Raw genomic sequence first — 24005 nt, forward strand, 5'->3', positions numbered from 1 at the left:
GTGTTACCGAGTTGAACGCACATATTTGTGTGGGACGCTGCAACCGGCAGGGCCCCAGCGAACTTGTTCAGCGACAACAAAGGAGCGTCGGAATGAGCATTCTCTGGGCCATCATTATCGGTTTTCTTGCAGGCGTCGTCGCCAAGTGGATCACCCCGGGCGACAACAAGCCCTCGGGCTTTATCCTCACCACCGTGCTCGGCATCGTCGGCTCGGTGCTGGCGACCTGGTTGGGTCAGGCCATTGGCTGGTATGGGCCGGGCGACGGCGCCGGCTTTATCGCGTCGATCGTCGGCGCGGTGATCATCCTCTTGATCTGGGGCCAGTTGGCCCGGCGCCGCTAGGCCACCACAGGCTGACTGGAATGGGGCGTCCTGCGGGGCGCCCTTTTTATTTCGCGAGGGTGCGGCAAGGGCAGGAACCGAGCCGGGCCGTCATCTGTTTGTCAGACTATGGATACCTCTCGTCACGCCGCTCCACAGTCCTTCCTCGTCGTCGATGACGAAGCGTTCGTCCGGGCCGATCTCGCGGAGCTGATCCGCGATCTGGGTCACGAGGCCTGGGAGGCCGCCAGCACCGCAGAAGCGCTCGCCATGCTGAACCAGTCGGCGCATGCCTTCACGGGGCTGGTGACCGACGTCAACATGCCCGGAAGCCGCAACGGTATCGTCCTCGCCCATCACGTACGGTTCGTCTGGCCGCATATCCGCGTCATCGTGGTTTCGGCCGGTCGAAAGCCGCTTGCCGGCGCATTGCCCGCCGACACGCCCTTCTTCGCCAAGCCCTGGGACCCTGAGCGGCTGGCTTCGGCGCTGTCCGCCACGCACTGACGAAAAGGGCGCCCGGTGGGCGCCCTTCGTGTCTCAAGTGATCGGCCGACCTATTCGACGATGGTGATGCGACCATCGGTATAGGGCGTGTATTCGCCGCCCTGGGCAGCGATGTAGTCCGCCAGGACCTGCTCCAGCGGCGGGCCGAAGTCGTAGGGGTTGTCGCCCTCGGCAAAGGTGCCGTAGCCGTCGCCGCCGCCACGCATGTAATTATTGGTGACGACCTTGTAGGTGGCTTCCTCGTCGATCGGGGCCCAGGCATCGCCGCCGACCAGGACCTGGACGTCGCTGATGCGTTCGCCGGCCGGGTTGGCGAGAGTGTAGCTGTATTTCAGGCCCGAAACCTGCGGGAAGCGACCGGCACCATTTTCGATGTCCGACACGCCGTTTTCAAGCGCGTCGATGACATCGGCACCGGAGATTTCGACGGTGGCAAGAGTGTTGGAGAAGGGCAGGACGGTCAGCACTTCACCCATGGTGATTTCGCCGGCGTCGATGGAGGCACGCAGGCCGCCGCCGTTCTGGATGGCGATGGTCGCGCCCTGGTCGGCCACGCGGTCGAGCATGGCATCGGCCACAAGATTGCCCATGGAGCATTCCTCGACGCGGCAGACTTCGCGGCTGCCTTCGATGGCATCGGTGGAGGTGCCGATGACTTCGGCCATCAGTTCCTGCAGCGGGGCTTCGCGCTCGGCCAGAAGCGCAGCGAATTCCTCATTGGGCTCGACCGAAGCGTCGATCAGGATCGGCGCACCTTCCGCGGAGATGACATTGCCTTCGTCGTCCCAGGTGACGGTGAGGTCGCCCAGGTACTTGGCATAGGCGCTGGCGGTGACGACCGGGACTTCCTTGCCATCGGGATTGTTGACCATGGTCGGGTAAGGGCCGGCCGCGGCTTCGTCGGTGCTGGACAGCAGCGTATGCGAGTGGCCGCCCACGATGACGTCGATGCCCGGAACGTTGGCAGCAATCTCGAGGTCGACCGTATAGCCCACATGGGTGAGGGCAATGATCTTGTTGACGCCGGCGGCGGTCAGCGCATCGACCTGGGTGCGAAGACTGGTGATGGTGTCTTCGAACTCGACATTGTCGCCGGGCGAGGAGGTCTCGTCGGTATCTTCGGCGAGGGCCGAGACGAAGCCGATCTTTTCGCCGCCGATTTCGAGCACGTGGGTGCCTTCGAACTTGCCAGCGAGAAGCGGCTCGTTTTCGACATTGGTGTTGCCCGAGATGATCGGGAATTCGATGGCGTCGATGAACTTGGCCAGCTCTTCTGGGCCATCGTCGAATTCGTGGTTGCCGACGGCCATCAGCTCGATGCCGAGCTTGTTGGCAAACTCGGAAATGATCTCGCTGCGGTATTCGGTGTAGAACAGGGAGCCCTGGAACTGGTCGCCGGCATCCACGAGCACCACATTGCCGTCGCCGGCAGCGGCGCGGGCAGCGTCGATCGCGGTCTTGAGGCGGGCGATGCCGCCAAAGCACTCACCGGCAGCGTCGGTTTCCGCATCGCAATTGGAGTCGGAGCTGGTGATCGGTCCGAAGCGGGAATGGAAGTCGTTGATGTGCAGGATGTTCAGCGTGTAGTCGGCCTGGGCCGCAGTCGAAAATCCGGCGCAGAGCGTGAGCGCGGTGGCGCCCAGAAGAAGTTTCTTCATCCCTGTTGTCCCTTTTCAAGTTTGCCTTCGACGTTCTCTCCATCGCGCCGGCGCACGCGTCTCGTGGCCAGCCGACAGCGTCAACGGTCAGTTAAGCAGGGAATTGTGACAGTGAAAAGTGGACCGGTTGGTCAAATATGACAGTTCGGTGATGTTCAATCGTCGCTTCATCCGGGCACGTAAACAGGACTGCAACAGTTGCGTGCTAGAGAGGGGGCAGTGTGTTGTCCGGATTGTGCCGATGAGTACCGCCCTTGAGAGCCTGATGCGCGATCCGCCCCCCTCCGATGCCGGGAGGCGGCAGGGCGGCGGCATTGCGTCCTTCGTGTTGATCGGCGGTGGCGCTGCGGTCGGCTTCGTCGTGCTTTCCAGCGTCCTGATCGGCATGCTTTCGGACACGGAAGCCTGGATCGTGAGCGCCATCTGCTATGCGAGCTTTATCCTGCCCGTCTACCTGCTGCACCGGCGCTTCACCTTTGCCTCCGAGGCAGCCCATTGGCAGGCGCTGCCGCGCTATGTTGTGGTGCAGGTGATGGCGCTGCTGCTGGCCTCGATCTTCGGCTTTGTCTTCCACGGCACGCTGGCGCTGCCCAGCCTGCCGGCCGCGGTGCTTGTGACGGCCCTGACGTCGGGCGTCAATTTCCTCGTGCTCAAGAGCTGGGCCTTTGCCTTCGAGCGCCCATACGAGGCTGCCACCGCATGAGCATTGCCAGTCCGGCCAAGCAGGCCCTCAATGCCATGCATGGCGCGCTGATCTTCGGGCGGCGCGTCGAAGCCCTGGCCGATGCGCTGGCTGCCTCTATTCTCCCCGGCCCCGGGCGGGTACTGGACCTTGGCTGCGGCGACGGGCAGGTGGCGGTGGCGCTGATGGCGCGACGCCCGGAACTCCGGATCGAAGGCGTGGACGTTTTGGTGCGGCCGGTGAGGCATATTCCGGTAACGCCATATGACGGCGCGACGCTGCCGTTTGCAGATGGCAGTTTCGACCATGTGACCATCGTCGACGTGCTCCACCATACCGACGACCCGGCTGCGGTGTTGCGAGAGGCCGCGCGGGTGGCGGGCCAGAGCGTCGTCGTCAAGGACCACCTGCGCGAAGGCATGCTGGCGGGACCGGCGTTGCGGGTGATGGACTGGGTGGGCAATCGGGGCCACGACGTGCGCCTGCCCTATAATTATCTCGATGCGGGGCAATGGCGGGATGCCTTTGCCGCGGCCGGCGTCAGGGAAGAGGCGCGCGACGAAAAGCTGGGGCTTTATCCCGCGCCGCTGAGCTGGCTGTTCGAGCGGCGGCTGCACTTTGTGAGCAGATTGCGACCCACCGCGCGCATGTGACGGCTTTCAATACCGGCTCACTCCGGTATTCTCCGCGCCGTTTGATTTGCGGGGTAACGCTTATGCGCAGTGCTTTGATCGTCTATGGCGGCTGGGAAGGTCACGACCCGGAGGAATGCGCCACCATCTATCGCCGGTGGCTGCATGAGGATGGCTATTCGGTCCGCACCGCTACCGAGACCAGCGCCTTTGCCGACCCTTCTATCGCCGACCTGTCGCTGATCGTGCCGATCTTCACGATGAGCAAGATCGCCAAGGAAGAGGTGGAAAACCTGACCAAGGCGGTCCAGAGCGGCGTGGGCCTGGCAGGCCATCACGGCGGCATGAGCGACGCGTTCCGCGACGCCGTGGATTACCAGTTCATGGTGGGCGGGCAGTGGGTGGCCCATCCGGGCAATATCATCGACTATACGGTGGATATCACAAAGCCGGATGACCCGATCATGGCGGGCTTGCCGGCCAATTTTCCCTATAAGTCCGAGCAGTATTATATGCATGTCGACCCCTCCAACGAGGTGCTGGCGACGACAACCTTTACCGGCGAGCATGCCTCTTGGATCGACGGCGTGGTGATGCCAGTGGTGTGGAAGCGCCGCCACGGCCAGGGCAAGGTGTTCCACATGACGCTGGGCCACCAGGCCAAGGAATTCGAGAATTCCAACATGGCGACGATCATGCGCCGGGGCATGGACTGGGCGGCGCGGGACGAGTAGGTCGGCCCGTCGCTGTCGACTACCCAACCACCGCGCCGCCCTCGGGCTCGACCCGAGGACCAGCTGAGGCAATCGCGATGTGGCGAGTGGCCCTCGGGTCAAGCCCGAGGGCGGTACCGCGGGTGTGACGGATATAGGGTCACCACCTGAGCAGCACCCGCCCCAGTACTGCGCCAAGCGCTGCTGTCAGAGCAATGCCCAGTGAATACCAGACGGCCATGAACATCATGCCGTCTTCCCCGCAGAAGAAGGCATAGGTCCAAGCGCCGAAGCCGCCGGCAAGGAGACCCGCAGCAAGGCCGGCCATGGTGGCTGAACGCGGCGCCAGCGGGCGCATGGCCCAGAGAAGCGCCGCGAGCACGGGCAGGCCTGTAAGCGGGATCAACCAGGGGCAGACCATGGCAGTCTGGCCCATCAGTTCGGGCATGATCCAGTCGCTCTCCATCCATCGCATGGTCCCAAAGCCGAGAGCGACAAGCAGGCCCAGGCCGGACAGGATGAACGGCCAGCGGATGCGGCCATCGGGGCGGCTCAGTGCCGGGACGGCGGCGAAGCCGATCAGGGCGAAGGCCAGCGTATAGACGAACTTGACCCAGAACATGCGCTCACCCATGAGGGGCACGAAGGGGCGGCCGAGCCAGAGATCGAGCACGATATAGGCATAGGGCAGCGTCACCAGTGCGCCGAGGGCCAGCGCCGTCCAGATGCGCCTTTCGAGGGCACGCGGAGGCACGGGCTCAAGATCGGCACTGAGGCGATTGATGAGCTCGTCGGTCATTTTCCGCCTCCGGCAAAGCGGCCCATCAGCGACTTGAGGCCGCGATGGATGGAGACCTTTGCGGCAGTCTCGGTCATGCCGTGCCGCGCGGCCGCCTCGGCAACGGAGGCGCCCTCGAGCTTGGTCTGGCGGATGAGATCGGCAGTGCGGTCGGGGACGGTGGCGAGAACGGCCTCGACATCGCGGCGGTCGGCGGCATGGGCGCTGTCGTCGCTGGCAAAGATCGGGGCGTCATCGTCGAGCGGCACAGTGGGACGAATGGCATGGCGGCGGACGTGGTCCACGAATTTGTGGTGGGCAATGGCGTGCAGCCAGGCCGTGAAGGGTCGGGAGCGATCATAGGTCATGCGCCGCGAATGCACGGCGAGCAGCGTTTCCTGCACGAGGTCCTCCGCGTGCGAGACATGGGCGGCGCTGAGACGCCGGGCAAACCAGGGGCGCAGATAGCGCGTGAGATCGGCTAGCAACACCCGATAGGCGGCAGCGTCGCCATCGAGCGATGCGAGCATCAGCCCGCGCAATCGCTGTTCGGTGCTGTCCGGCTTCATTGCCTCTCCATACGCGTCAGAGCAGAGCGACGTTACACGGCGGACACGAAAAAGCGAGCATCCGTAACCAGCGCCTCGGCTCAACGAATGAAGGTGTATGCCCAAGCATAACATCGACGTGATGGCGACGATCGGCGCGATGGGCTACCGTTGCTATCAGGCAGATGGTCAATCATCCGCCGAGGGGGAAAGCATGAGCGAACAACAGGGACTGCCACCGGTCAGGGGGCCGCTGGTCTATCGGCAGTCGATCTGGACGCGGCTGACGCACTGGACCTGGGCGATCTGCCTGTTTTTCCTGCTGCTGTCGGGCCTCCAGATCTTCAATGCACATCCAGCGCTCTATATCGGCCAGCAATCGGGCTTCGAATTCGAGAATGCGGTGCTCGAGATCGGCGCGATAAACACGCCGCAGGGGCCGCGCGGGCGGACGACGATCTTCGGCCAGCAGTTCGATACGACCGGGGTGCTGGGCATGAGCGGCAGCGCCGAGCAGCCCACTTTCACCGGCTTTCCGGGTGCCGTGACCATCCCATCCTATCGCGACCTGGCGACGGGACGCGTGGTGCACTTCTTCTTCGGCTGGATTTTCGTCGCGGCGCTGTTTGTGTGGTTTCTCGCCAGCTTCATCAACGGACATCTGCGCCGCGACATCGTGCCGAAAGGCGCCGACCTCGCGGGCCTGCCGCGGGATGCGCTTGACCATGCGCGCCTGCGCCTCCATCACGGGCGGCGCTATTCGCCGCTGCAGAAGCTGAGCTATTTCACCGTCTTCTTCATTCTCTTTCCGCTGATCATCCTCACCGGCCTCACCATGAGCCCGGGCATGGATGCGGCCTGGCCGTGGCTGCTCGACGTGTTCGGCGGACGGCAGACGGCGCGGACTATCCACTTCGTGGTCATGGTGCTGCTGGTGCTGTTTTTTATCGTCCACATCATCATGGTACTGCTGGCGGGACCGCTCAACGAGCTGCGGTCGATGATAACGGGATGGTACCGCACCAGCCCCGGCACGCCGGGTGAGCAGGGAGATCGATCATGACCCGCTTGATCGTCAATCGCCGCAAGTTTCTCATCGGCTCGGCGGCCGTGGGCTCATCGCTGGCGCTGTCGGGCTGCAACCAGTTCGACTTTCTGGGTCAACGCGGCAATCCCGTGCGGCAGGCGATGGAAAGCGCCAATGTCCTGACCTATCAGGCGCAACGGGCGCTGATCGGCGACCAGGTGCTGGCGCGCGAATATTCGCAGAGCGAAATCCGCCAGGGCATGAAGCCCAATGGGTCGACCGAACCGACGACGCCGGAATACATGTTCCTGCGCGGCATGAATTTCGAGCCCTATCGGCTGACCATCAAGGGCATGGTCGATCGCGAGGTCAGCTTTTCGCTGGCCGAACTGCGCAACATGCCGGCGCGCACGCAGATCACCCGGCATGACTGCGTCGAAGGCTGGAGCTGCATCGCGAAATGGACCGGCACGCCGCTCGGGCCGGTGCTCGACCAGGCCGGGGTGAAGCCGGGGGCGCGCTATTGCGTCTACCACTGCTACGACAATATCCAGCGCACGCTGAGCGGGGACATCCTCTACTATACCAGTTCTGACCTGGTGGACGCCTACCATCCGCAGTCCATCCTGTCCTACGGCCTCAATGATCAGGTGCTGCCGGTCAGCAATGGCGCGCCCCTGCGTCTGAGGATCGAGCGGGCGCTGGGCTACAAGCAGCCCAAATATCTGCACACGATCGAACTGGTGGATGACCTCAAGCCGTTCGGCATGGGCAAGGGCGGCTATTGGGAGGACAATGGATACGACTGGTACGGTGGGATCTGACGCGGTGGGCGCTTGTGTCCAAGGGTGAGGGTGTCCTGGGGCCGTCGCGGGCATCAGCCATGCGCGGGACAAACTTGCCTTTTCCAGCAACTTCCCCCATATGTGCGAAGCGTCGCGGCCAGAGGGCCGACGATGGACTTCCCTTCTTACTCAAGCGGTGAGCGGCGAAGTCAGCCCGGATACCAGAATTGCCAGAGAGGCGATCGGTCCGGGTTTGAGCCAGCACCCGCGCGATAAATCCCTATCGCCCGATTGCATTTATTGACACGCGCCACCCGCGTTCGGGCCGGCGCCTGCGCGGTTTCGCGCAACAGGAAAGACAACAGTTTGTCCGATTTCATTTCGCTCGGCCTGCCGACCACCATCACCGACAGCCTGACCGCCGGCGGCTTTACCGAGCCCACCAAGATCCAGACCCAGGCGATCCCGAAGCTCCTCGAGGGCCGGGACATGCTGGGCATTGCCCAGACCGGCTCTGGCAAGACGGCGGCCTTCGGCCTGCCGATCCTGGCTGGCCTGCTTACCCTGACCGGGCGTCCGCGTCCGATGACGACGCGCGCGCTGATCCTGGCACCGACGCGTGAACTGGCCGTGCAGATCGAAGAGAACCTGCGCAAGTTCGCCGGCTCCAAGATGAGGCTCGATACCGTTCTCGTATTGGGGGGCGTGTCGCGCTACCACCAGGTGCAGAAGATCGCCAAGGGCGTCGATGTTGTCGTCGCCACCCCCGGCCGCCTCAAGGACCTGCTCGACGACAACAAGATCCGCCTCAATGAAACCCGCTGGCTGGTGCTGGACGAGGCCGACCGCATGCTCGACATGGGCTTCATCGCCCCGGTGCGCGCCATCGCCAAGGCGATCGGCTTGAAGCGCCAGACCATGCTGTTCTCGGCCACCATGGCCGCGGAAGTGGAAGACCTCGCCAAGACGCTGCTCAAGGAGCCGATCAAGGTCGAGGCGGCTCCGCAGGGCTCCACCGTGGTCAAGATCGACCAGCGCGTGATCATGTCGGGCTCGAAGGCCAAGCGTGGCGTGCTCAACGACCTGCTGGCCGACGAGAAGGAAGGCATGGAGCGCGTGATCATTTTCTCGCGCACCAAGCATGGCGCCGATCGCGTGGCCAAGAACCTCGCCATCGACGGGCACGAGGCTGCGGCGATCCATGGCAACAAGAGCCAGAATGCCCGGCAGGCGGCGCTCAAGGGCTTTGCCAATGGCTCGGTGCGCATTCTCGTCGCCACCGACATCGCGGCGCGCGGCATCGACGTGCAGGGCATCACCCACGTGGTGAACTATGAACTGCCCGACGACCCGGAAAACTATGTGCACCGCATCGGCCGCACCGGCCGCAACGGCGCCTCGGGCATTGCCATCACGCTGTGTGACGGCACGGAAAAGAGCAAGCTGCGCGACGTGGAACGGCTGATCCGCCGCACGCTGCCGGTTTCGGGTGACGTCAACCTTGTCGAGGAAGCACCCGCCCCGCGCCAGCCGCGCAACAATGCCGGTGCCCCGGCGGGTGCGCGCACGGCCCGCAATCCCAAGGCCAACAGCCAGCGCAAGTTCAACACGCCCCGCCCCGGCGGCGAGCGGACGCGTGGTGGCGCGCCGCACCAGCCTGCCGACGGCGAACGCCACGGCAATGCCGGTGGCAATGGCCAGGTCAAGCATGTGCGGCGCGACCCAGAGACCGGCAAGGTCATCGGCGCCAAGCCGGCCAAGTCGGGCAAGCCGCGCTGGAACAAGGGCCAGCGCGACGCCGGCCGCGCCAAACGCGCATCGGCCAACGCGTGAGGCTTTTGCCACACGCGGACTGCGCAAATCAGGTTAGAAGATGGGCGGCCTTCGGGTCGCCCATTTGCGTTCGAGGAGATTTCGCGTGACCAGCATTGCCATTGTCGGACCCGGAGCCATCGGGGGAACCGTTGCTGCCTGGCTGGCGCAGAACCCGGATTTCGACGTGTCGGTCTGCGTGCGCACGCCCATCGCCGATCTCGTGGTGGAGACGCCGGAAGGAACGATCCGGGCGACGCCGAAGGTGCTGACCGACCCCAGTGAGGCAAGCCCGGTCGACTGGGTGCTGGTGGCGACCAAGACCTACAGCACCGACAGCACGCGTCCCTGGATCGAGGCGCTCTGCGCCCAGGGCACGCGCGTTGCGATCATCCAGAACGGGGTCGAGCATGTGCGGCTGTTCGAGCATATCGTTCCGGCCGAGCGGCTGGTGCCCGTGATGATCAACCTGCCGGCGACCCGCCATGCGCCGGGACGGATCGAGCAGAGCCGGCATGGCGTCATCGCGGTGCCGGCCGGGCAGAATGGCGAGGATTTCGCGGCTCTGTTCGCGCATACCGAAATCGAGGCCGCCGCGCATGCGGATTTCGTATCGCAGCTCTGGATCAAGCTCTGCGGCAATTGCGCCGCCATTGTACCGGCGCTGACTCTGCGCGCCATGGGGCCGGTCTGGAGTCCGGATTTCGAGGCGATCGTCAGGGGCCTCAACGAGGAATGCGCCGCTGTGGGGCGGGCTGAGGGTGCCGAAATTCCGCAAAGTGTGGTTGACGACTTTGTCGAGCGCTCGCGCACCATGCCGGAAGGCGCGATCGCCGGGTCGCTTCACGCCGACCGGCTGGCCGGCAATCCCATGGAGATCGATGCCCGCAATGGTGTCATCGTGCGGCTGGGCGAAAAGCACGGCATTCCGACCCCGATGAACCATATGCTGGTGACCCTGTTGGGCGCTTCGGGGAGCCCCTGGGTCAAGCGCGACTAGCCGTCACGCGACAGAGGCGAGATAAAGAATGTCGCGGGTGCTGCCGGCTTTGCGGGCGGTGCCCGGGGCGAGGCGCTCGATGAAATTTATGGCCCAGTCGTCGACATTGTGTTCCTCGGCGGCGTCCATCAGCGAACGCCAGCGTTGCTTGCGCTCCTCGAGCGGCATGTCGAGGGCGATGCGCAGCGCTTCGGCGGTCTCGTCGGTGTCAAATGGGTTGACCAGCAGTGCATCGTGGAAAATCTCGGCGGCCCCGGCGAAGCGGGACAGAACCAGCACGCCGGGATTGGCCGGATCCTGTGCGCCGATGAATTCGTGCGCGACCAGGTTCATGCCATCGCGCAGGGGGGTCACCAGCGCCACGCGCGCCAACCGGTAGAGTCCCGCCAGGCTCGGCTGCCCATAGGCGCGCTTCACATAGGTCAGGGGCTGCCAGTCGGGCTCGGCAAATCGGCCCATGACATGGCCGCACATGGCGTCCAGCGTGTCGCTGGTTTCCTGATATTCCTTGATGGTGTCGCGCGAAGGCGGCGCGACCTGCAGCAGGTGCACGTTGCGGCGGAGGCGCGCATTGTTAGCCAGAAGCTTCTCATAGGCTTCGACGCGCTGGGGCAGGCCCTTGGAATAATCCAGGCGATCGACGCCCAGGATCAGGCACTGATCCCCCAGGGCGCGTTTCATGCGATGCACCATCTTGGTGGCGGCGGGGCTGGCGGCGAGCCTGGCGAAGGCGGCCGGATCCGAACCGATGGGGAAGGCATCGATCTCGGTGCGGCTGAAGTCGATTGGCTGGGCTTGATGGCCGCCAAAGGTGGAAGGCGCCTGATGCTCGGCGAATTCGGTAAAGGCGGCGACGTCGCGCTTGGCCTGCATGCCGACAAGGTCGTAGCGGGCGAGGTCGCGCATCAGCTCCTCGTGGTGGGGGATGGCATAGAGCGCGTCGGCGGTGGGGAAGGGGATGTGGAGGTAGAACCCGATCCGGTTGCGGGCGCCGAGCTGCCGCAGTTCGGAGGCCAGGGGGATCAGATGATAATCGTGCACCCAGACGATATCGTCTGGCTTGAGCAGGGGCATCAGCGCCCGCGCGAACTGCTGGTTGACCCGGCGATAGCCCTCGTACCAGTGGCTTTCGATGGTCGCGAGGTCGAGCCGCAGATGGAAGCTTGGCCAGAGGATGGAATTGGAGAAGCCGGCATAATAGGCATGGTGATCTTCGCGGGCGAGGTCGAGCTGGGCGACCTGCAGGCCGTCGATGTCCTCCATGCGCGCTTCGTTACCGGGCTGGTCCACCAGCTTGCCCGACCAGCCGAACCAGAAGCCATCGCGCTCGCTCAGTACCTTGCGCAGGGCCACGGCAAGTCCGCCAGCGGCGGGGCCCTTGCCAGGAGTGCGGTTCGATACGATGACGATTCGGCTCATGAGGCTGTGGTCTTTCTTTGTGGATTGGACATGGAAGGGGCCGCAGAGCGGCCCCGGATCGGTCAGTGTGCGGTGGCGTCGCGCAGCAGAGGCGCTTCGTCGTTCTCGTCCTCCGGCGCGGCCGGCAGCTCGTGACGCCGGGCGATTTCGGCCAGGCCCCGCAGGAGGGCATGGACGGAAGCTACGTCAGCAATGCGCATCCGGGCCACGGTTTCGCCAGGCCCGAGCTTGATGCCGATGCCACCCATTTCCTGGGCGACGCGGAAGGCGTCCTCGTCGGTGCGGTCATCGCCAATGAAGATCGGGGTGCGCCCGAGGAACGGTTCTTCCTGCATGAAGGCGCGCAGGGCGCTGCCCTTGTCGTAGCCGGCAGGACGGGCCTCGATGACCATCTTGCCCGGCACGAGCACGAAATCGAGGTGCTCGGCGACGGCCTCGCGCATGATCAGGAGGCATTCCTGCTCCAGCTCTGGCGCCTGGCGGTAATGCAGGGCGACGGCGCCGTCCTTGGGTTCGAGGATGAGCTCGGGGTGGCGCTCGAGCAGCGGCGCGACGGCAGCAGCAATGTCGTCTGCAGCGGCGCTGATCTCGGCATCCACTTCGAGCATGGTGCCATCGGCACGGCGACGCTGGGCCCCGTGGGCACCGGCCACCGGCAGGTGCAGCGGCGAGAGGAACCGGTCGATATCAGCGACTTCGCGGCCGGTAATCACGGCAAAGGCATTGTCGAAGTCGCGGGCCGCTTGGTCGAGGCCATCGGCAAGTTCGGAAGGAACCTCGACGGCGTCGGGGGTTTCGGCGATCTCGACCAGCGTTCCGTCGAAGTCGGTGAAGACGGCGAGCAATGGCGCGACGGTGCCGCGCGCTTCTGTCAGTTCGGACATGGTGTCCCCCGGTTCCAGTATTGGCCACATGGGGAACGCGACCGGACGCGAAAGGTTCGCGCGGCATGGCAGCGATGCATCGGCCTGAATGTGAACGGGGAGTTAACGGGCCATTCGAGGGCGGTTCAAGACGACGTGACTACAACGGGAACCAGACCGGCGGGGCGGGCCCGCATCGGCCTTGCGTTAAACGAGGGTTCTCCGATCATGTCACAGCTTCTTCTGACTCTGCTGTTCGCCCTGTCGATCAGCTTCCTGACCTTTGCGGCTTCCTTTGCGGAAGTACCGGGCAGCGACTTCATGGTCGGCGTGGCCGAAGTGCAGCGTTGAGCATGCCGCTCAGGCGAGCGGAATGCCCTTGTTGCCCTTGTCCTTCTGGTAGCGATCCGAGAGATCGCCATAGAGGGCGTTGATATCGTCGATGCGCGCCAACAGCACTTCGCGATTGCCGCGATCGAGCCCCGCGATCATCTCCTGCAGCCCGTGGCTGGTCCAGAAGGCATTGCGCCGATTGTAGAGATCGCGCCCGGGCGACACTGTCCCGGTCTCGGGTTCGGGCACGGCATAGACGGCCTTAAGGATCTGGATGTCGTAGGGGATTGCAAAGCTGTCCCGGCTGTCCTCGTGGCTGAACAGGTAATAGAAATTGTCGAAGCCCGACCAGGTAATGCCCGAGAGGCAGAGCGAGCAGGGCTCGTGGGTGGCCAGAAACACGCAGTCCTTCGTGGCCGGGCGCTGGTCCTCCGGCAGTTCGAAGAAGCGCTTGATGGCGTGCATTTCGCCATGCCAAAGCGGATTTTCCACTTCGTTGTTCGTTTCCGCGACGACCACCGACAGGTCGGACTTGCGCAGAATGGCCGCTCCAAAAAGCTTGTTGCCGCGCGCCACGCCCTTGGACGTAACCGGGGCGACATCCTTCTCGATGACGTCGAGAAGGCGTGAAATCAGAGCGGCAGTTTCCAAAACCCAGTTACTCCGTGGCGCTGACAAGACCGATCAGCGGAATGCCAGCAGCGTCGAGCAGGCGCAAGCCCTGTGCGTCGAGATGGTATGAAGCGACCGCTTCGAGCGCCAGGAAATAGGCATGCTCCTGGTCCATGATCTCCTGACCGCAAGCCATCATGGTGGCGGCGGCGGGGCCGAAGCTGATGCTGTCACCGGAAACCGTGGCTTCGGTGAAGAAGTTGTTGCAACCGCCAGTGCCGCCGGCGCGATGGTCAGCGGCAATGGAGAGGGTTGGCTTGCTGTCAGCAATCGCCGGCTTGCCGCCGATGCTGGTCACGGTCCAGACCGTATCGAGCAGGCCCGGCTGCGGTGGCAGGAGCGGGTCGGGAAGCATGGGCTCGTCTGGTTCCTCGGGCGGCTTGGGATCGACAATCGGCCCCGGCGCATAATTGGCGACGATATGGGTGAGGTTGCCGGGTGCGGCCACCGGGACGGGCACGGGGTTGCGGAACAGCACGCGGCCGCCACTGCTGATTTCAGCGACAAGGCCGTGGGTGCCATCATGGGCATCGACATCGCTACGCACATTGAGGACGAAGGCGATGGGGACTTCGCCCTTCGCGGGAATGCCGGCCGTGGCGCCGACGATGGGCCTTCCGTCGGTCAGTTCGACCAGCATGACCCGCAGCCAGGCGTCCGGGGGCAGGGCAATGCGCTCTCGATAGGTCACGGTGCCGTCGAGGATGACGGGTTGGGCCAGGGCGGGTGTGGTGAGGATCAGGAGAAGCGCCAACAGGGCGCTGACGAGTTTCGACATGGACATGTTCGTCTCCATCCAAATGCCGGGCAGCCGCATGGAGACAAGACTACTCCAACCCGCGTTTGGTTGCGAGCGATGATCGGTTTTAGGGTTAGGGGCGCCCGTCGATGATCCAGGGCGTCTCGAAGTGATGCTCTTCGAGATTGTTGCCCTCGCCCCCACGATCGACCACGAGATAGTCGCTGTCCCGCTCCAGTGGGGTCAGTACCCCATGCCAGGTGTTCATGGCGATGTTGACCCCCTGTCCGGGCGCCGGACGAAAGGCCCTGAGGCGCACGGGCGTGCCGTGTTCGTCCTCGGCGACAATGACCAGCCATGGGCTCTCTGAGAGCGGAAAGAAGGCCTGACTGCCCAAAGGGTGGCGTTCGACCAGAGTGAGCGCCAGCGGAAGCGCATAGGGTTGGCCGTGGAACAGCGAGATCAAGGGGCGCGGATGGACACCCCCGAGCTCGATGCGCGCCAGGTCATGATAGCGCTCGGTCATCCCGGCATTGATCGGGTAGTGATGCGCGCCCTCCCGCTCGATGACCTGGCCGAAGGGGGCGAAGGCGGTCGCGGTGAGGGGCTCGATGAAAATGGTGCGGGGATCGGCCATGGTTCAGAACGGCAGCTTGGCGTGGCGGTTGACGTCCTTGTAGAGCAGATAGCGGAAGCGCTTAGGCCCCGCATAGCAGGCCTGGGGACAGAAGGCCCGCAGCCACATGAAATCGCCTTGCTCGACCTCGACCCAGTCGCGGTTGAGCCGATAGACCGCTTTGCCCTCGAGCACATAGAGGCCGTGCTCCATGACATGGGTTTCCTCGAAGGGGATGACGGCCCCGGGTTCGAGCGTGACGATGTTGACATGCATGTCGTGCCGGAGGTCGGTCGGCTCGACAAATCGCGTCGTGCCCCAGGTGTCCCGGGTGCCCGGCATCCAGCGGATGGGCTCGGACTGCTCATTGGTGACGAAGGCAGGCGGGATATCGATACCGTCAATGGCTTCATAGCGCTTGCGCACCCAGTGGAAGCGGGCGACCTCCGTCGAGCGATTGGAAAGCGTCCAGGTGCTGCCCGGTGGCAGGAAGGCGTAGCCGCCCTCGGTGAGAGTATGGGACTGACCCTCGATGGTCACCACGACCTGGCCGGCGACCACGAACAGCACGCCCTCGGCTTCGGGGTTGAGTTCGGGGCGCTCGCTGCCGCCGCCGGGCGCCACTTCCACCACATATTGGGAGAAGGTCTCGGCAAAGCCGGAGAGAGGACGGGCGATGATCCAGACGCGGCTCTCCCGCCAATGGGGCAGGTAGGAGGTGACGATGTCGCGCATGACCTCGCGCGGTATGACCGCATAGGCTTCGGTGAACACGGCGCGGCCGGTGTGGAGGGTCATCTGGTCGGGCAGGCCGGCGGAAGGGGAAGCGTAGGGCATGAGGCACCGTGATTTCTTTGGCGCCAGAGTAGAGTGCGCCGCTGCCGCTTGTCACGGGGTGTTCAGGAGACTCCCTCTTCGGTCCGCTGCTTGAGCCTGTTGAGCATGGATGTCGCATAGGCGGCATAGGGCCCGATCCAGCGCTCGTGAATGGCATGGACAGGCAGCGCGTCGAGATGGTTCCAGCGCTCGCGGCCGCGCTTCTCCGCAACCACGAGACCTGCCTCTTCGAGCACGCGCAGATGCTGCATGACGGTGCAGCGATCGATGTCGGGAAAGAGGTCGCAGAGCATGCCGGTGGTTCGGGACTCGGTCTTCAGGCAATCGAGAATACGGCGCCGCACGCGGTGGCCGAGGGCCTTGAAAACAGCGTCGTCTGCATCGTCATTTGACATGTTATAAAACTATAACATATTGTCGGTCCGGTCAAGCAGAGGAGACGGACTATGGGTTATGAATTCACGGTGCGCGGCCGCATCGCCAAGCCGGTGCACGAGGTGTTCGAGGCCGTCGCCGACCCCAAGGAATTGTCAGCCTATTTCACCACTGGCGGTGCCCAGGGGAGGCTCGAAAAAGGCGCGACCGTGACCTGGGACTTTCATGATTTCCCGGGCGCCTTCCCGGTCAATGTCGTCGACGTGGTGCCGGACGAAAAGATCGTGCTGCGCTGGGACGCCGCGCCCGACGAGGATGCGGCGGGGCTCTACCAGACCACCGTGACGATGAGTTTTGAAGCGCTGGAAGACGGTCGAACGCTGGTCTCCATCCACGAGGAAGGGTTTCGCGAGAACGATGCAGGTCGCAAGGGTGCTTTCGGGAACTGCGAAGGCTGGACCGGCATGCTCTGCGCCATGCGCGTCTGGAAGGAGCACGGTATCCGCTTCCGCGAGGGGTTCTACAAATGAGTGGCTGGATCGACGGTGGTATCAACATCGCCATGAAAGTGCCGACGCACCAGCACGCGGCAACCATGGCCTTCTATCGTGACACGCTTGGTCTTGAGACGATTACCGGTCCGGGTGGAGTGGTCGGGTACAAGTTTGGCCCCAACCAGCTGTGGATCGACGAGGTGGCCGGTTTTTCGCAGGCCGAAGTCTGGCTCGAACTCTTCACACCAAGCTTCGGCGATGCGGCGCGGAAACTCGAGGACGCCGGAATTACCCGCAACGACGCCATCGAAACACTTGGGCCTGATTTCCGGGGCGGCTGGTTTTTCAATCCGGCCGGCATCGTCCATCTGGTGCGGGAGCCGGACGCCTGGTGAGGGCGCGTTAAGGTTACGCAATCTTCAACACTTGGCGCGATGATCGACCCATCATGCGTCAAGTGTTGTTGAGTATCGGCGTTCCCCCGCACCATTGGGTGCAGCACAACCTGCCCTGGCTGGCGGTGCTGGCCATGGTGTTCGGCTTCGATCGCGATGACGTTGCTCCCTATGAGCAGCGCCGCGACGACTAGGGCAGGATCGCCTTCAATCGCAGATAGGCGATGCGCTCGACCTGGGCGCAGGCGGTGGCGAATTCCTGATCGGCCAGATTGGCAATGCGCGTCTCGAAATTCTCGAGGATCGACTGCTTGGTGTGATCGCGCACGGCAATGATGAAGGGAAAGCCGAACTTGGCCACATAGGCAGTGTTGAGCAGAGTGAACTGTTCACGCTCGGCGTCGGTCAGCGCATCGAGGCCGGCTGACGACTGTTCGGCCGTCGACTCGGCAGTGAGGCGTTTGGCGGCGGCGAGCTTGCCGGCGAGATCGGGGTGAGCGCGCAGCACGGCCAGGCGCTCTTCCCGGGTGGCCAGCCGAAACTGGGTGCGCAGCGAAAAGTGGAGGCCGATGGCCGTGTCGTTGGCCGGACCCATCTCCGCTTCCCAGGCACGTTCCGCGATCCAGGGAGAGTGCTCGAAAATCGAGCCATAGCGGGCAACGAAATCGGCCTTGTCGAGGGTAGAGGGCAGGACTTCCGGCGCCAGATAGGGGTGCTCGCTGGCCCAGTGCCGCGCGATATCGAGGCGGGTGGCCACCCAGACCTTGTCAAAACCCCTGATGTAATCGACGAACTTCTTGAGGCCATGATAGCGGCCCGGTTGCCCCACGAGCCGGCAATGAAGGCCGATCGACATCATCTTGGGCGCCCCGGCCTGGCCCTCGGCATAAAGGCAGTCGAAACTGTCCTTGAGGGCGGTGAAGAACTCCTCGCCCGTGTCGAAGCCGGGCGCGGTGACGAAGCGCATGTCGTTGGTCGAAAGCGTATAGGGAATGATGAGCTGCGGCTTGCCCGCGATCAGCTTCCAATGGGGCAGGTCGTCGTCATAGGTGTCCGAGATATAGGCAAAGCCTCCGGCTTCGGCGACGAGATCGACGGTGTTGAGGCTGGAGCGGCCGGTATACCAGCCCTGTGGACGGCTGCCGGTGGCGATGGTGTGGAGGCGAATGGCCTCGGCAATCTGCAGCCGCTCCTCGCTGGCCGGCATGTCCTTGTGCTGCACCCATTTGTAGCCGTGCGAGGCGATTTCCCAGCCGGCTTCCTGCATGGCGGCGAGCTGCGCGGGAGCGCGCATCAGTGCGGTTGCAACGCCATAGACGGTGACGGGGAGATTGGCCTCGGTGAAGAGGCGATGGAGCCGCCAGAAGCCGGCGCGGGCGCCGTATTCATACATGCTCTCGACATTGGCGTGGCGCTGGCCCGGCCAGGGTGCGGCGCCCAACACATCGACGAGAAAGGCCTCCGAGGCAGCGTCGCCATGAAGGACATTGTTCTCGCCGCCTTCCTCGTAATTGAGCACGAACTGCACCGCCACATGCGCGCCCCCGGGCCAATTGGCATGGGGCGGAGTCTGGCCGTAGCCGTGCATGTCGCGGGGGTAGCGGTTCATCTTGCGGTCTCACGATTCAGGCGGGAGACCGGATGGTAAGCAGAAGCCGGGGAGGGCGCTAGGGGCCGTGTATCCAGTTTGCCCGCGTCACCCCACCCTCATTCCCTCCCCATCAAGGGGAGGGAGGCGCAGGTTCGGAGGCCCGTGTTCATCGTCTCCCTCCCCCTTGTGGGGAGGGACCAAGGGTGGGGGTGCCGGTAGGCCCTATGCCTGCTTGCCCGCCACCTCTTCGAGCTTGGCCAAAAAGCCCTTCCAGCCGGCATGGGCGCCGCCATAGGCCTGCTTCTGGTTGGGGTGGAAGCCGGATTGCTCGACGCGCAGATGCGTACCCGCGGCGGTGGGCGTCAGCGTATAGGTGACGGTGCTCTGGAGGGCGTAGAGCGGATCATCATTGGCGAAGTTCCAGGTGTAGGACAGCGACCGTTCCGGTTCGATGGCCAGCACTTCGCAATCCATGACCCCGCCCCAGTCGCCGCGCAGCTTGAACTTGTGGCCGACCTCGGGGCGGAAGTCGTTGTTCATCAGCCATTCGGACATCAGGTGCGAGGTGGTCAGCGCCTTCCAGATCTTGGCGGCGGGCTGGGCGATTTCGCGCTCAACGGTGACCGTGCGGGTTTCGGTGGCTGATGTCATTTCTTCTTGCCCTTGCTGGTGGCTGCTTGTCCGTTGGCGGCTGCGCCGGCCTTGATGAGGTCCTTGAAGGCCGGCCCGTCTATGGCTTCGCCCTCGAAAAAGTCGATGGCGCGGCGGACCCCGCCTTCGAGGCTGGAATTGAACAGATGGTCCGGATCGTCCAGCGAGGCGCCCTTGGGGAAGGTGGTCTTCACTGCGGCCTTGTAGACCTCGCCGGTACAGAGAATGCCGTTATGGGACCAGACCGGCTTGCCCCATTTCCACTCTTCCTCGACATCGGGCAGGGCCTCGTGAATGAGCTTGCGGAGTTCGGCGAGCTTTTTGCCGCGCCAGTCGGGCAGGTCGGCGATGCGCTGGTCGATGAGCTGGGTCGGCGTGGCGCCGGTGGCAAGATCGGCGGCGCTGTTCTTGGAAAAGGTCATGGTATGTCCTTTCAGAGTTTCTCGCCGGGCAGCTTGCTGGCCTGCCTGACCCAGTCGGCGAACTGGGCCTCGTCGATGGCGTCATTCTCGTAGATATCGAGATAGCGGACATCGGCCTGTTTAGAGGTGCCAGGCGGCTTGGGATCGAGCTGGCTGCCCTTGTGGAACGCGACTTTCACGTATTTCGTCAGGCAATGGTAGCTGACGAAATAGTGGTCCGGCTCCACCCCATAGAAGGGGGTGTTCCATTTGACCGCCTTCTTCACGTCGGGGACGGTCTTTTCGATAATGGCATCGAGCCTTTTGCCGACGGCGCTCTGCCAGCCTGGCATGGCGGCGATGTAGCGCTGCACCACCTCGTCGCCATAGCCCTTCTCGATCTGGGGGTTGCCGCCGGAGAGGCGGACAATGCCGTCAGGGCCGGGCTTGAGCGGAGCGCGCTTGGATTTTCCCTCTGCCATGGGTCAGCTCGCAGCGGCTGGTGCGCGGCGGCGGCCGAAATAGTGCTGGAAGGCCATGAACAGGCCGGAGCCGAGCAGCAGGAAGAGTGGCGGCAGCGGCGAATAGGTGACGAGAGCCGGCACGCTTTCATAGCCCATGAAGCCGATAGCGACAAAATTGGCGATGACCGTCAGGGTGAAGACCATGGAGGTCCAGCGATGGAAGCTGCGATTGAAGCGCGAATAGGTCATTGGTCTATCCTTGTGAGCAAATTTTCGAGGGCATCGAGCCGCGCCTCCCAGAAGCCGGTCATCTCCCGGGACCAGTCCATGAGAGGCGTAAGGGCCTCGACGCGGGCGGAGTAGTGGGTCTGGCGGCCGGCGTGACGATCGATCACGAGGCCCGCCTGCTTGAGCACGGCGAGATGTTTTGAGACGGTCGGCTGGGCGACACCGGCGCTGCTGGTCAGCGTGCCGACGGTCTGCTCGCCCTGGCGGCAGAGCTGTTCGAAGATGGCGCGCCGCGTTGGGTCGGCGAGCGAGCGGAACAGTGCGTCCTGATGCGTGGTCATGCTAATTCATTCACTAATGGCTATGGGTTCAATCAATAGCCGAACGTGAATGAATGTCAAGCGCGGCGTTCTAGATCGCGCCGGGCAGGGACAGGCCCTCGAAATAGGCCTTGGCGTGTTCGAAGAATATAGCGGGCGCCAAATGCAGCGCGCCGCCGGAGCGCACGAGGATGCCGAAGCGGTTGGTGGGCAGGCCGCCATCGTGGAGCGGACGGAAGACCAGCCGCCCGGCGGCGATCTCATGCTGGGCACCGATGGGCGTCATGATCGAGGCATAGTGGCCGCCCAGCGCCAGTTCGACGAGAAGCCGGATGGAGTTCACCTCGACCAGGGGCGGCGTGATGCTGGCGGAAGCGCGCAGGAAGGGCTCGATCACTTCGCGGATGGAGATTTCCGGCTTGCCTACCGCCAGCGGGTGGGCGAGGCATTGCGCCATGGTGAGATTTTCCACCTGTGCCAGCGGATGATCAGGCGCCATGACCGCGCCGATACGGACGTCGCGGCGAAAGGCGATGTCGACCTGGCGCGGCGGCTTGGAGATAAAGCCGAAGCCGACATCGACGCGCTCGTCGACCAGCCGCTCGACCACTTCGGACGACGGGATGATGGCAATGTCGAGTGTGAGGCGCGGATAGCGCTTGCCGAAATCCGTGATCAGCGGCGGCAGGAAGGACAGGCCGACGCTTTCGGCGGTGGCGATGCGCACAGCGCCGGCCCGCACGCCCCGGAGCAGTTCGATTTCCGAGACCGCCGCCTCCATGGGCGCGACCAGCCGCCGCGAATGGCGGAAGAGGATTTCGCCCGCCGGCGACAGCCGCATGCGCTTTCGCTCCCGCAGGAAGAGGGCAATGCCGAGCGCATCCTCGAGCTGGGCCACCTGCCTCGTGACGGCCGAGGAGGCGACGTCGAGCCGCCGCGCGGCTTCGCGGATCGAAAGGTGGGTGGCCACCGCGTTGAAATAGAGCAGCGAGGGCTGGTGGAAGACGCGGGCGAGGAGGCTGGCGGAAAGCGCATGCTCGCGCGGTCTATCGGGACTGTTGCGCAGGTCCATGCCGGCATTCTCCTGTTGCCTTTTCGGCAGCATAGTGCTCCCAACTTGAGAGTATCAAGAGCACCTTTGCGTGCTATGGTGCCCTTGGGGAACGATATCGAGCATGCCGCTGGACCCGTATCCGGGCCCGTTGAGAAGGCAGCATGTGGAAGGAGCAGCAGAATGGCGGGCGGAGCCCTCACCACCCACGTCCTTGACACCATGCATGGCAAGCCGGCGCGCGGCATGCGGCTGGAACTGCACTATGTGCATGGGGACCACACCCATCACCTGGTCGACAGCTACACCAATGCCGATGGGCGCGTGGACCAGCCGCTGCTGAGCGACCAGTTCCAGCATGGCGAATATGAAATCCGCTTCCATGTGGGCCAATATTTCGAGCGGCTCGGCGTCGAAAACGACACGCCGTTCCTCGACGTGGTGCCCGTTCGCTTCACCATTTCAGAAGACAAGCACTATCACGTGCCGCTCCTGGTCAGCCCCTTCGCCTATTCGACCTACCGGGGGAGCTGAGCCATGGTCGAAGTCGCCAACGCCATCCGCTTCCTGCTCAACGGCGACGAGGTGATGCTGACCGATGTGTCGCCCGATCTGACCCTGCTCGATTGGCTGCGCCTCAACCGTCGCCTGCGCGGCTCCAAGGAAGGCTGCGCCGAGGGCGATTGCGGCGCCTGCACCGTTCTGGTGGGCCGGCTGATGGGCGACGAGATCATCTATGACTCGGTGACCGCCTGCATCCGTTTCGTGGGGAGCCTTCATGGCACCCATGTGGTGACCGTCGAACATCTGCGCGGCGAGAATGGCGCGCTCCATCCGGTCCAGCAGGCCGTGGTGGACCATCACGGCTCGCAATGCGGCTTCTGCACGCCGGGCTTCGTCATGAGCCTCTATGGCCTCTGGATGCGCGATCCCGATCCGTCGCGCACCGCTATCGAGAAAGCGCTGCAGGGCAATCTCTGCCGCTGCACCGGCTATGCGCCGATCATCCGCGCCGGGCAGGCGATTTCCGGCTATGGACGCCCCGAGGCCGATCTGCTGCGGGCCGAGCGCATTGCTGTCAAGGACAGGATCAAGGCGATCAATGACGGGCGCCGGATCGAAGTGGGCGCTGGCGAGCAACGCATCATCATCCCGGCCTCGCTCGATGATTTCGCATCCGTCTACGAGGCTAACCCTGAGGCGCGGATCGTGGCCGGTTCGACCGATGTGGGGCTCTGGGTAACCAAGTTCATGCGCCAGATCGGACCGGTGATCTTCATCGGCCATCTGCAGGAATTGAAGCGCATCGCCGAGAATGACAGCGAAGTGCGCTTCTATGCCGGCGTCTCCTATTCGGAGGCGCTGCCGGTCATCGAAGCCAATTTCCCGCAGCTTGGAGAGCTCTGGAACCGCATTGCCGGCGAGCAGATTCGCAATATGGGGACCATCGGCGGCAATATCGCCAATGGCTCACCCATCGGTGATACGCCGCCGCCCTTTATCGCGCTGGGTGCCAAGCTGCATCTGCGGCGGGGTGAGCATCGCCGCGAGATCAAGCTCGAGGATTATTTCCTCGCCTATGGCAAGCAGGATCGGCAGCCGGGTGAGTTCGTCGAAAGCGTGACGCTGCCGCTGCTGCCGGCGGGGGAGACGTTCGCGACCTACAAGATTTCCAAGCGTCGCGAGGAAGACATTTCGGCGCTGTGCGGGGCGTTCCGCGTGTTCGTCAATGATGCCGGCACGGTAGGCATGGCCCGCATTGCCTTTGGCGGCATGGCGGCGACGCCAAAGCGCGCCAGGGCGGTCGAGGCGGCGCTGATCGGCAAGAACTGGAGCATGGACACGGTGGAGGCAGTGCTCGGCCATTTCGCCGAGGATTTTCAGCCCATCACCGACATGCGCGCCTCCGCCGAATATCGGCTGCTGGCGGCGCAGAACCTGCTCAAGCGCTTCTACCTCGAAACGCAGGGTGCAGGCGTGCGGCTCAAGCGGGAGGTGGCGTGATGGCGTCATTGCAGGTAGTCAACCTCATCCGCCCTTCGGGCACCTTCTCCCACGAGGGGAGAAGGGAGACACGGTGGTTGGTCGGGC

Annotated in this window: 32 protein-coding genes; 15 read left to right on the forward strand and 17 right to left on the reverse strand. The window is 64.0% G+C overall.

Annotation, left to right across the window (positions count from 1 at the left end):
- Positions 1 to 92: 92 nt before the first annotated feature.
- Both JEQ47_RS01075 and JEQ47_RS01080 read left to right on the forward strand, forming a co-directional pair.
- A complete protein-coding gene (locus JEQ47_RS01075) occupies positions 93 to 344 on the forward strand; it encodes a GlsB/YeaQ/YmgE family stress response membrane protein (RefSeq protein ID WP_198874541.1) in 252 nt (83 codons plus the stop codon).
- A 108-nt stretch (positions 345 to 452) separates the two neighbouring features.
- Positions 453 to 830 (forward strand): response regulator, encoded by a 378-nt coding sequence (locus JEQ47_RS01080; protein WP_198874542.1) that lies wholly within the window; start codon positions 453 to 455, stop codon positions 828 to 830.
- 50 nt (positions 831 to 880) lie between these two features.
- Here the strand turns inward: JEQ47_RS01080 and JEQ47_RS01085 are convergent, their stop codons facing one another.
- Positions 881 to 2488, reverse strand: a complete 1608-nt coding sequence (locus JEQ47_RS01085) for a bifunctional metallophosphatase/5'-nucleotidase (protein ID WP_198874543.1) — start codon at positions 2486 to 2488, stop codon at positions 881 to 883.
- Between the two features lie 241 nt (positions 2489 to 2729).
- On the opposite strand from JEQ47_RS01085, the gene JEQ47_RS01090 reads away from it, so the two are divergent.
- From JEQ47_RS01090 to JEQ47_RS01100, 3 genes are all read left to right on the forward strand, one after another.
- Positions 2730 to 3191 (forward strand): GtrA family protein, encoded by a 462-nt coding sequence (locus JEQ47_RS01090; protein WP_198874544.1) that lies wholly within the window; start codon positions 2730 to 2732, stop codon positions 3189 to 3191.
- Entirely contained in the window at positions 3188 to 3823 is a 636-nt protein-coding gene (locus JEQ47_RS01095; protein WP_198874545.1) for a class I SAM-dependent methyltransferase, read from the forward strand. Before JEQ47_RS01090 ends, JEQ47_RS01095 begins: the two co-directional genes overlap by 4 nt.
- 62 nt (positions 3824 to 3885) lie before the next feature.
- Positions 3886 to 4536, forward strand: coding sequence for a ThuA domain-containing protein (locus JEQ47_RS01100; protein WP_198874546.1), 651 nt, complete (start codon positions 3886 to 3888; stop codon positions 4534 to 4536).
- A gap of 139 nt (positions 4537 to 4675) precedes the next feature.
- On the opposite strand, the gene JEQ47_RS01105 is transcribed toward JEQ47_RS01100, so the two are convergent.
- Both JEQ47_RS01105 and JEQ47_RS01110 read right to left on the reverse strand, forming a co-directional pair.
- Positions 4676 to 5314 carry an NrsF family protein gene (locus JEQ47_RS01105; protein WP_198874547.1) on the reverse strand — a complete coding sequence of 213 codons (639 nt, stop codon included), beginning with the start codon at positions 5312 to 5314 and terminating at the stop codon, positions 4676 to 4678.
- Positions 5311 to 5835 (reverse strand): sigma-70 family RNA polymerase sigma factor, encoded by a 525-nt coding sequence (locus tag JEQ47_RS01110; protein WP_198875686.1) that lies wholly within the window; start codon positions 5833 to 5835, stop codon positions 5311 to 5313. Before JEQ47_RS01110 ends, JEQ47_RS01105 begins: the two co-directional genes overlap by 4 nt.
- 220 nt (positions 5836 to 6055) lie before the next feature.
- Between JEQ47_RS01110 and JEQ47_RS01115 the strand changes: the two genes are divergently transcribed.
- The 4 genes from JEQ47_RS01115 to JEQ47_RS01130 all read left to right on the forward strand — a co-directional run bounded on the left by JEQ47_RS01115 (position 6056) and on the right by JEQ47_RS01130 (position 10465).
- Entirely contained in the window at positions 6056 to 6904 is an 849-nt protein-coding gene (locus JEQ47_RS01115; RefSeq protein WP_198875687.1) for a cytochrome b/b6 domain-containing protein, read from the forward strand.
- Positions 6901 to 7692 carry a molybdopterin-dependent oxidoreductase gene (locus tag JEQ47_RS01120; protein WP_198874548.1) on the forward strand — a complete coding sequence of 264 codons (792 nt, stop codon included), beginning with the start codon at positions 6901 to 6903 and terminating at the stop codon, positions 7690 to 7692. Before JEQ47_RS01115 ends, JEQ47_RS01120 begins: the two co-directional genes overlap by 4 nt.
- A gap of 327 nt (positions 7693 to 8019) precedes the next feature.
- The gene (locus JEQ47_RS01125) at positions 8020 to 9486 is read left to right on the forward strand and encodes a DEAD/DEAH box helicase (protein ID WP_236020611.1); all 1467 of its coding nucleotides are present in this window, start codon (positions 8020 to 8022) and stop codon (positions 9484 to 9486) included.
- A gap of 85 nt (positions 9487 to 9571) precedes the next feature.
- Entirely contained in the window at positions 9572 to 10465 is an 894-nt protein-coding gene (locus JEQ47_RS01130) for a 2-dehydropantoate 2-reductase (protein ID WP_198874550.1), read from the forward strand.
- A gap of 3 nt (positions 10466 to 10468) precedes the next feature.
- Here JEQ47_RS01130 and JEQ47_RS01135 read toward each other — a convergent pair whose 3' ends face one another.
- The gene (locus JEQ47_RS01135; RefSeq protein WP_198874551.1) at positions 10469 to 11884 is read right to left on the reverse strand and encodes an alpha,alpha-trehalose-phosphate synthase (UDP-forming); all 1416 of its coding nucleotides are present in this window, start codon (positions 11882 to 11884) and stop codon (positions 10469 to 10471) included.
- Between the two features lie 62 nt (positions 11885 to 11946).
- On the reverse strand, positions 11947 to 12768 hold the full coding sequence (otsB, locus tag JEQ47_RS01140) for a trehalose-phosphatase (RefSeq protein WP_198874552.1): 822 nt from the start codon (positions 12766 to 12768) through the stop codon (positions 11947 to 11949).
- A gap of 207 nt (positions 12769 to 12975) precedes the next feature.
- Here otsB and JEQ47_RS20895 point away from each other — a divergent pair, with 207 nt between their 5' ends.
- Positions 12976 to 13098, forward strand: a complete 123-nt coding sequence (locus JEQ47_RS20895) for a hypothetical protein (RefSeq protein ID WP_268905696.1) — start codon at positions 12976 to 12978, stop codon at positions 13096 to 13098.
- Positions 13099 to 13107: 9 nt separating this feature from the next.
- Here JEQ47_RS20895 and JEQ47_RS01145 read toward each other — a convergent pair whose 3' ends face one another.
- The 5 genes from JEQ47_RS01145 to JEQ47_RS01165 all read right to left on the reverse strand — a co-directional run bounded on the left by JEQ47_RS01145 (position 13108) and on the right by JEQ47_RS01165 (position 16339).
- The gene (locus tag JEQ47_RS01145; RefSeq protein ID WP_198874553.1) at positions 13108 to 13731 is read right to left on the reverse strand and encodes a nucleoside deaminase; all 624 of its coding nucleotides are present in this window, start codon (positions 13729 to 13731) and stop codon (positions 13108 to 13110) included.
- 7 nt (positions 13732 to 13738) lie between these two features.
- A complete protein-coding gene (locus tag JEQ47_RS01150; RefSeq protein ID WP_198874554.1) occupies positions 13739 to 14536 on the reverse strand; it encodes an META domain-containing protein in 798 nt (265 codons plus the stop codon).
- Positions 14537 to 14624: 88 nt separating this feature from the next.
- Positions 14625 to 15128 carry an ureidoglycolate lyase gene (locus JEQ47_RS01155; protein WP_198874555.1) on the reverse strand — a complete coding sequence of 168 codons (504 nt, stop codon included), beginning with the start codon at positions 15126 to 15128 and terminating at the stop codon, positions 14625 to 14627.
- Positions 15129 to 15131: 3 nt separating this feature from the next.
- Positions 15132 to 15944, reverse strand: coding sequence for a bifunctional allantoicase/(S)-ureidoglycine aminohydrolase (locus JEQ47_RS01160; RefSeq protein WP_198874556.1), 813 nt, complete (start codon positions 15942 to 15944; stop codon positions 15132 to 15134).
- 62 nt (positions 15945 to 16006) lie between these two features.
- Positions 16007 to 16339, reverse strand: a complete 333-nt coding sequence (locus JEQ47_RS01165; protein ID WP_198874557.1) for an ArsR/SmtB family transcription factor — start codon at positions 16337 to 16339, stop codon at positions 16007 to 16009.
- A 51-nt stretch (positions 16340 to 16390) separates the two neighbouring features.
- On the opposite strand from JEQ47_RS01165, the gene JEQ47_RS01170 reads away from it, so the two are divergent.
- From JEQ47_RS01170 to JEQ47_RS01180, 3 genes are read left to right on the forward strand one after another with little or no spacing between them, the layout of a single operon-like run.
- Positions 16391 to 16849 carry an SRPBCC domain-containing protein gene (locus JEQ47_RS01170; protein WP_198874558.1) on the forward strand — a complete coding sequence of 153 codons (459 nt, stop codon included), beginning with the start codon at positions 16391 to 16393 and terminating at the stop codon, positions 16847 to 16849.
- Positions 16846 to 17208 carry a VOC family protein gene (locus tag JEQ47_RS01175; RefSeq protein WP_198874559.1) on the forward strand — a complete coding sequence of 121 codons (363 nt, stop codon included), beginning with the start codon at positions 16846 to 16848 and terminating at the stop codon, positions 17206 to 17208. Before JEQ47_RS01170 ends, JEQ47_RS01175 begins: the two co-directional genes overlap by 4 nt.
- Positions 17209 to 17261: 53 nt before the next feature.
- Positions 17262 to 17402 (forward strand): hypothetical protein, encoded by a 141-nt coding sequence (locus tag JEQ47_RS01180; RefSeq protein ID WP_198874560.1) that lies wholly within the window; start codon positions 17262 to 17264, stop codon positions 17400 to 17402.
- Here the strand turns inward: JEQ47_RS01180 and puuE are convergent.
- The 7 genes from puuE to JEQ47_RS01215 all read right to left on the reverse strand — a co-directional run bounded on the left by puuE (position 17399) and on the right by JEQ47_RS01215 (position 21935).
- Positions 17399 to 18817 carry an allantoinase PuuE gene (gene puuE / locus JEQ47_RS01185; RefSeq protein ID WP_198874561.1) on the reverse strand — a complete coding sequence of 473 codons (1419 nt, stop codon included), beginning with the start codon at positions 18815 to 18817 and terminating at the stop codon, positions 17399 to 17401. The genes JEQ47_RS01180 and puuE overlap by 4 nt on opposite strands.
- A gap of 204 nt (positions 18818 to 19021) precedes the next feature.
- The gene (locus tag JEQ47_RS01190) at positions 19022 to 19450 is read right to left on the reverse strand and encodes an SRPBCC family protein (protein WP_198874562.1); all 429 of its coding nucleotides are present in this window, start codon (positions 19448 to 19450) and stop codon (positions 19022 to 19024) included.
- On the reverse strand, positions 19447 to 19872 hold the full coding sequence (locus JEQ47_RS01195) for a DUF1801 domain-containing protein (RefSeq protein ID WP_198874563.1): 426 nt from the start codon (positions 19870 to 19872) through the stop codon (positions 19447 to 19449). The genes JEQ47_RS01190 and JEQ47_RS01195 overlap by 4 nt, the downstream gene beginning before the upstream one ends.
- Positions 19873 to 19883: 11 nt before the next feature.
- Positions 19884 to 20333 carry a DUF1801 domain-containing protein gene (locus JEQ47_RS01200; RefSeq protein WP_198874564.1) on the reverse strand — a complete coding sequence of 150 codons (450 nt, stop codon included), beginning with the start codon at positions 20331 to 20333 and terminating at the stop codon, positions 19884 to 19886.
- Positions 20334 to 20336: 3 nt separating this feature from the next.
- Positions 20337 to 20564: a hypothetical protein gene (locus JEQ47_RS01205; protein WP_198874565.1), complete on the reverse strand. Its 228-nt coding sequence runs from the start codon at positions 20562 to 20564 to the stop codon at positions 20337 to 20339.
- Positions 20561 to 20884, reverse strand: a complete 324-nt coding sequence (locus JEQ47_RS01210) for an ArsR/SmtB family transcription factor (protein ID WP_198874566.1) — start codon at positions 20882 to 20884, stop codon at positions 20561 to 20563. The genes JEQ47_RS01205 and JEQ47_RS01210 overlap by 4 nt, the downstream gene beginning before the upstream one ends.
- A 70-nt stretch (positions 20885 to 20954) precedes the next feature.
- Positions 20955 to 21935 carry a LysR family transcriptional regulator gene (locus JEQ47_RS01215; RefSeq protein ID WP_198874567.1) on the reverse strand — a complete coding sequence of 327 codons (981 nt, stop codon included), beginning with the start codon at positions 21933 to 21935 and terminating at the stop codon, positions 20955 to 20957.
- A gap of 162 nt (positions 21936 to 22097) precedes the next feature.
- On the opposite strand from JEQ47_RS01215, the gene uraH reads away from it, so the two are divergent.
- A complete protein-coding gene (gene uraH / locus JEQ47_RS01220; protein WP_198874568.1) occupies positions 22098 to 22448 on the forward strand; it encodes a hydroxyisourate hydrolase in 351 nt (116 codons plus the stop codon).
- 3 nt (positions 22449 to 22451) lie between these two features.
- On the forward strand, positions 22452 to 23918 hold the full coding sequence (gene xdhA / locus JEQ47_RS01225; RefSeq protein ID WP_198874569.1) for a xanthine dehydrogenase small subunit: 1467 nt from the start codon (positions 22452 to 22454) through the stop codon (positions 23916 to 23918).
- The last annotated feature ends 87 nt before the right edge of the window (positions 23919 to 24005 follow it).

Origin of the sequence: Devosia sediminis (assembly GCF_016411825.1) — a bacterium.
In the GTDB taxonomy this organism is placed as follows: domain Bacteria; phylum Pseudomonadota; class Alphaproteobacteria; order Rhizobiales; family Devosiaceae; genus Devosia; species Devosia sediminis.

Excerpts from the sequence above, each read along its gene's own strand:
- JEQ47_RS01200 (WP_198874564.1), bottom strand. The coding sequence starts at position 20,333 with ATGGCAGAGGGAAAATCCAAGCGCGCTCCGCTCAAGCCCGGCCCTGAC.
- JEQ47_RS01120 (WP_198874548.1), top strand. The coding sequence starts at position 6,901 with ATGACCCGCTTGATCGTCAATCGCCGCAAGTTTCTCATCGGCTCGGCG.
- puuE (WP_198874561.1), bottom strand. The coding sequence starts at position 18,817 with ATGAACCGCTACCCCCGCGACATGCACGGCTACGGCCAGACTCCGCCC.
- JEQ47_RS01170 (WP_198874558.1), top strand. The coding sequence starts at position 16,391 with ATGGGTTATGAATTCACGGTGCGCGGCCGCATCGCCAAGCCGGTGCAC.
- JEQ47_RS01105 (WP_198874547.1), bottom strand. The coding sequence starts at position 5,314 with ATGACCGACGAGCTCATCAATCGCCTCAGTGCCGATCTTGAGCCCGTG.
- JEQ47_RS01215 (WP_198874567.1), bottom strand. The coding sequence starts at position 21,935 with ATGGACCTGCGCAACAGTCCCGATAGACCGCGCGAGCATGCGCTTTCC.
- JEQ47_RS01115 (WP_198875687.1), top strand. The coding sequence starts at position 6,056 with ATGAGCGAACAACAGGGACTGCCACCGGTCAGGGGGCCGCTGGTCTAT.
- JEQ47_RS01090 (WP_198874544.1), top strand. The coding sequence starts at position 2,730 with ATGAGTACCGCCCTTGAGAGCCTGATGCGCGATCCGCCCCCCTCCGAT.
- JEQ47_RS20895 (WP_268905696.1), top strand. The coding sequence starts at position 12,976 with ATGTCACAGCTTCTTCTGACTCTGCTGTTCGCCCTGTCGATCAGCTTC.
- JEQ47_RS01085 (WP_198874543.1), bottom strand. The coding sequence starts at position 2,488 with ATGAAGAAACTTCTTCTGGGCGCCACCGCGCTCACGCTCTGCGCCGGA.
- uraH (WP_198874568.1), top strand. The coding sequence starts at position 22,098 with ATGGCGGGCGGAGCCCTCACCACCCACGTCCTTGACACCATGCATGGC.
- JEQ47_RS01100 (WP_198874546.1), top strand. The coding sequence starts at position 3,886 with ATGCGCAGTGCTTTGATCGTCTATGGCGGCTGGGAAGGTCACGACCCG.
- JEQ47_RS01155 (WP_198874555.1), bottom strand. The coding sequence starts at position 15,128 with ATGGCCGATCCCCGCACCATTTTCATCGAGCCCCTCACCGCGACCGCC.
- xdhA (WP_198874569.1), top strand. The coding sequence starts at position 22,452 with ATGGTCGAAGTCGCCAACGCCATCCGCTTCCTGCTCAACGGCGACGAG.
- JEQ47_RS01160 (WP_198874556.1), bottom strand. The coding sequence starts at position 15,944 with ATGCCCTACGCTTCCCCTTCCGCCGGCCTGCCCGACCAGATGACCCTC.
- JEQ47_RS01135 (WP_198874551.1), bottom strand. The coding sequence starts at position 11,884 with ATGAGCCGAATCGTCATCGTATCGAACCGCACTCCTGGCAAGGGCCCC.
- JEQ47_RS01165 (WP_198874557.1), bottom strand. The coding sequence starts at position 16,339 with ATGTCAAATGACGATGCAGACGACGCTGTTTTCAAGGCCCTCGGCCAC.
- JEQ47_RS01175 (WP_198874559.1), top strand. The coding sequence starts at position 16,846 with ATGAGTGGCTGGATCGACGGTGGTATCAACATCGCCATGAAAGTGCCG.
- JEQ47_RS01205 (WP_198874565.1), bottom strand. The coding sequence starts at position 20,564 with ATGACCTATTCGCGCTTCAATCGCAGCTTCCATCGCTGGACCTCCATG.
- JEQ47_RS01075 (WP_198874541.1), top strand. The coding sequence starts at position 93 with ATGAGCATTCTCTGGGCCATCATTATCGGTTTTCTTGCAGGCGTCGTC.
- JEQ47_RS01195 (WP_198874563.1), bottom strand. The coding sequence starts at position 19,872 with ATGACCTTTTCCAAGAACAGCGCCGCCGATCTTGCCACCGGCGCCACG.
- JEQ47_RS01080 (WP_198874542.1), top strand. The coding sequence starts at position 453 with ATGGATACCTCTCGTCACGCCGCTCCACAGTCCTTCCTCGTCGTCGAT.
- JEQ47_RS01150 (WP_198874554.1), bottom strand. The coding sequence starts at position 14,536 with ATGTCCATGTCGAAACTCGTCAGCGCCCTGTTGGCGCTTCTCCTGATC.
- JEQ47_RS01180 (WP_198874560.1), top strand. The coding sequence starts at position 17,262 with ATGCGTCAAGTGTTGTTGAGTATCGGCGTTCCCCCGCACCATTGGGTG.
- JEQ47_RS01210 (WP_198874566.1), bottom strand. The coding sequence starts at position 20,884 with ATGACCACGCATCAGGACGCACTGTTCCGCTCGCTCGCCGACCCAACG.
- JEQ47_RS01095 (WP_198874545.1), top strand. The coding sequence starts at position 3,188 with ATGAGCATTGCCAGTCCGGCCAAGCAGGCCCTCAATGCCATGCATGGC.
- otsB (WP_198874552.1), bottom strand. The coding sequence starts at position 12,768 with ATGTCCGAACTGACAGAAGCGCGCGGCACCGTCGCGCCATTGCTCGCC.
- JEQ47_RS01190 (WP_198874562.1), bottom strand. The coding sequence starts at position 19,450 with ATGACATCAGCCACCGAAACCCGCACGGTCACCGTTGAGCGCGAAATC.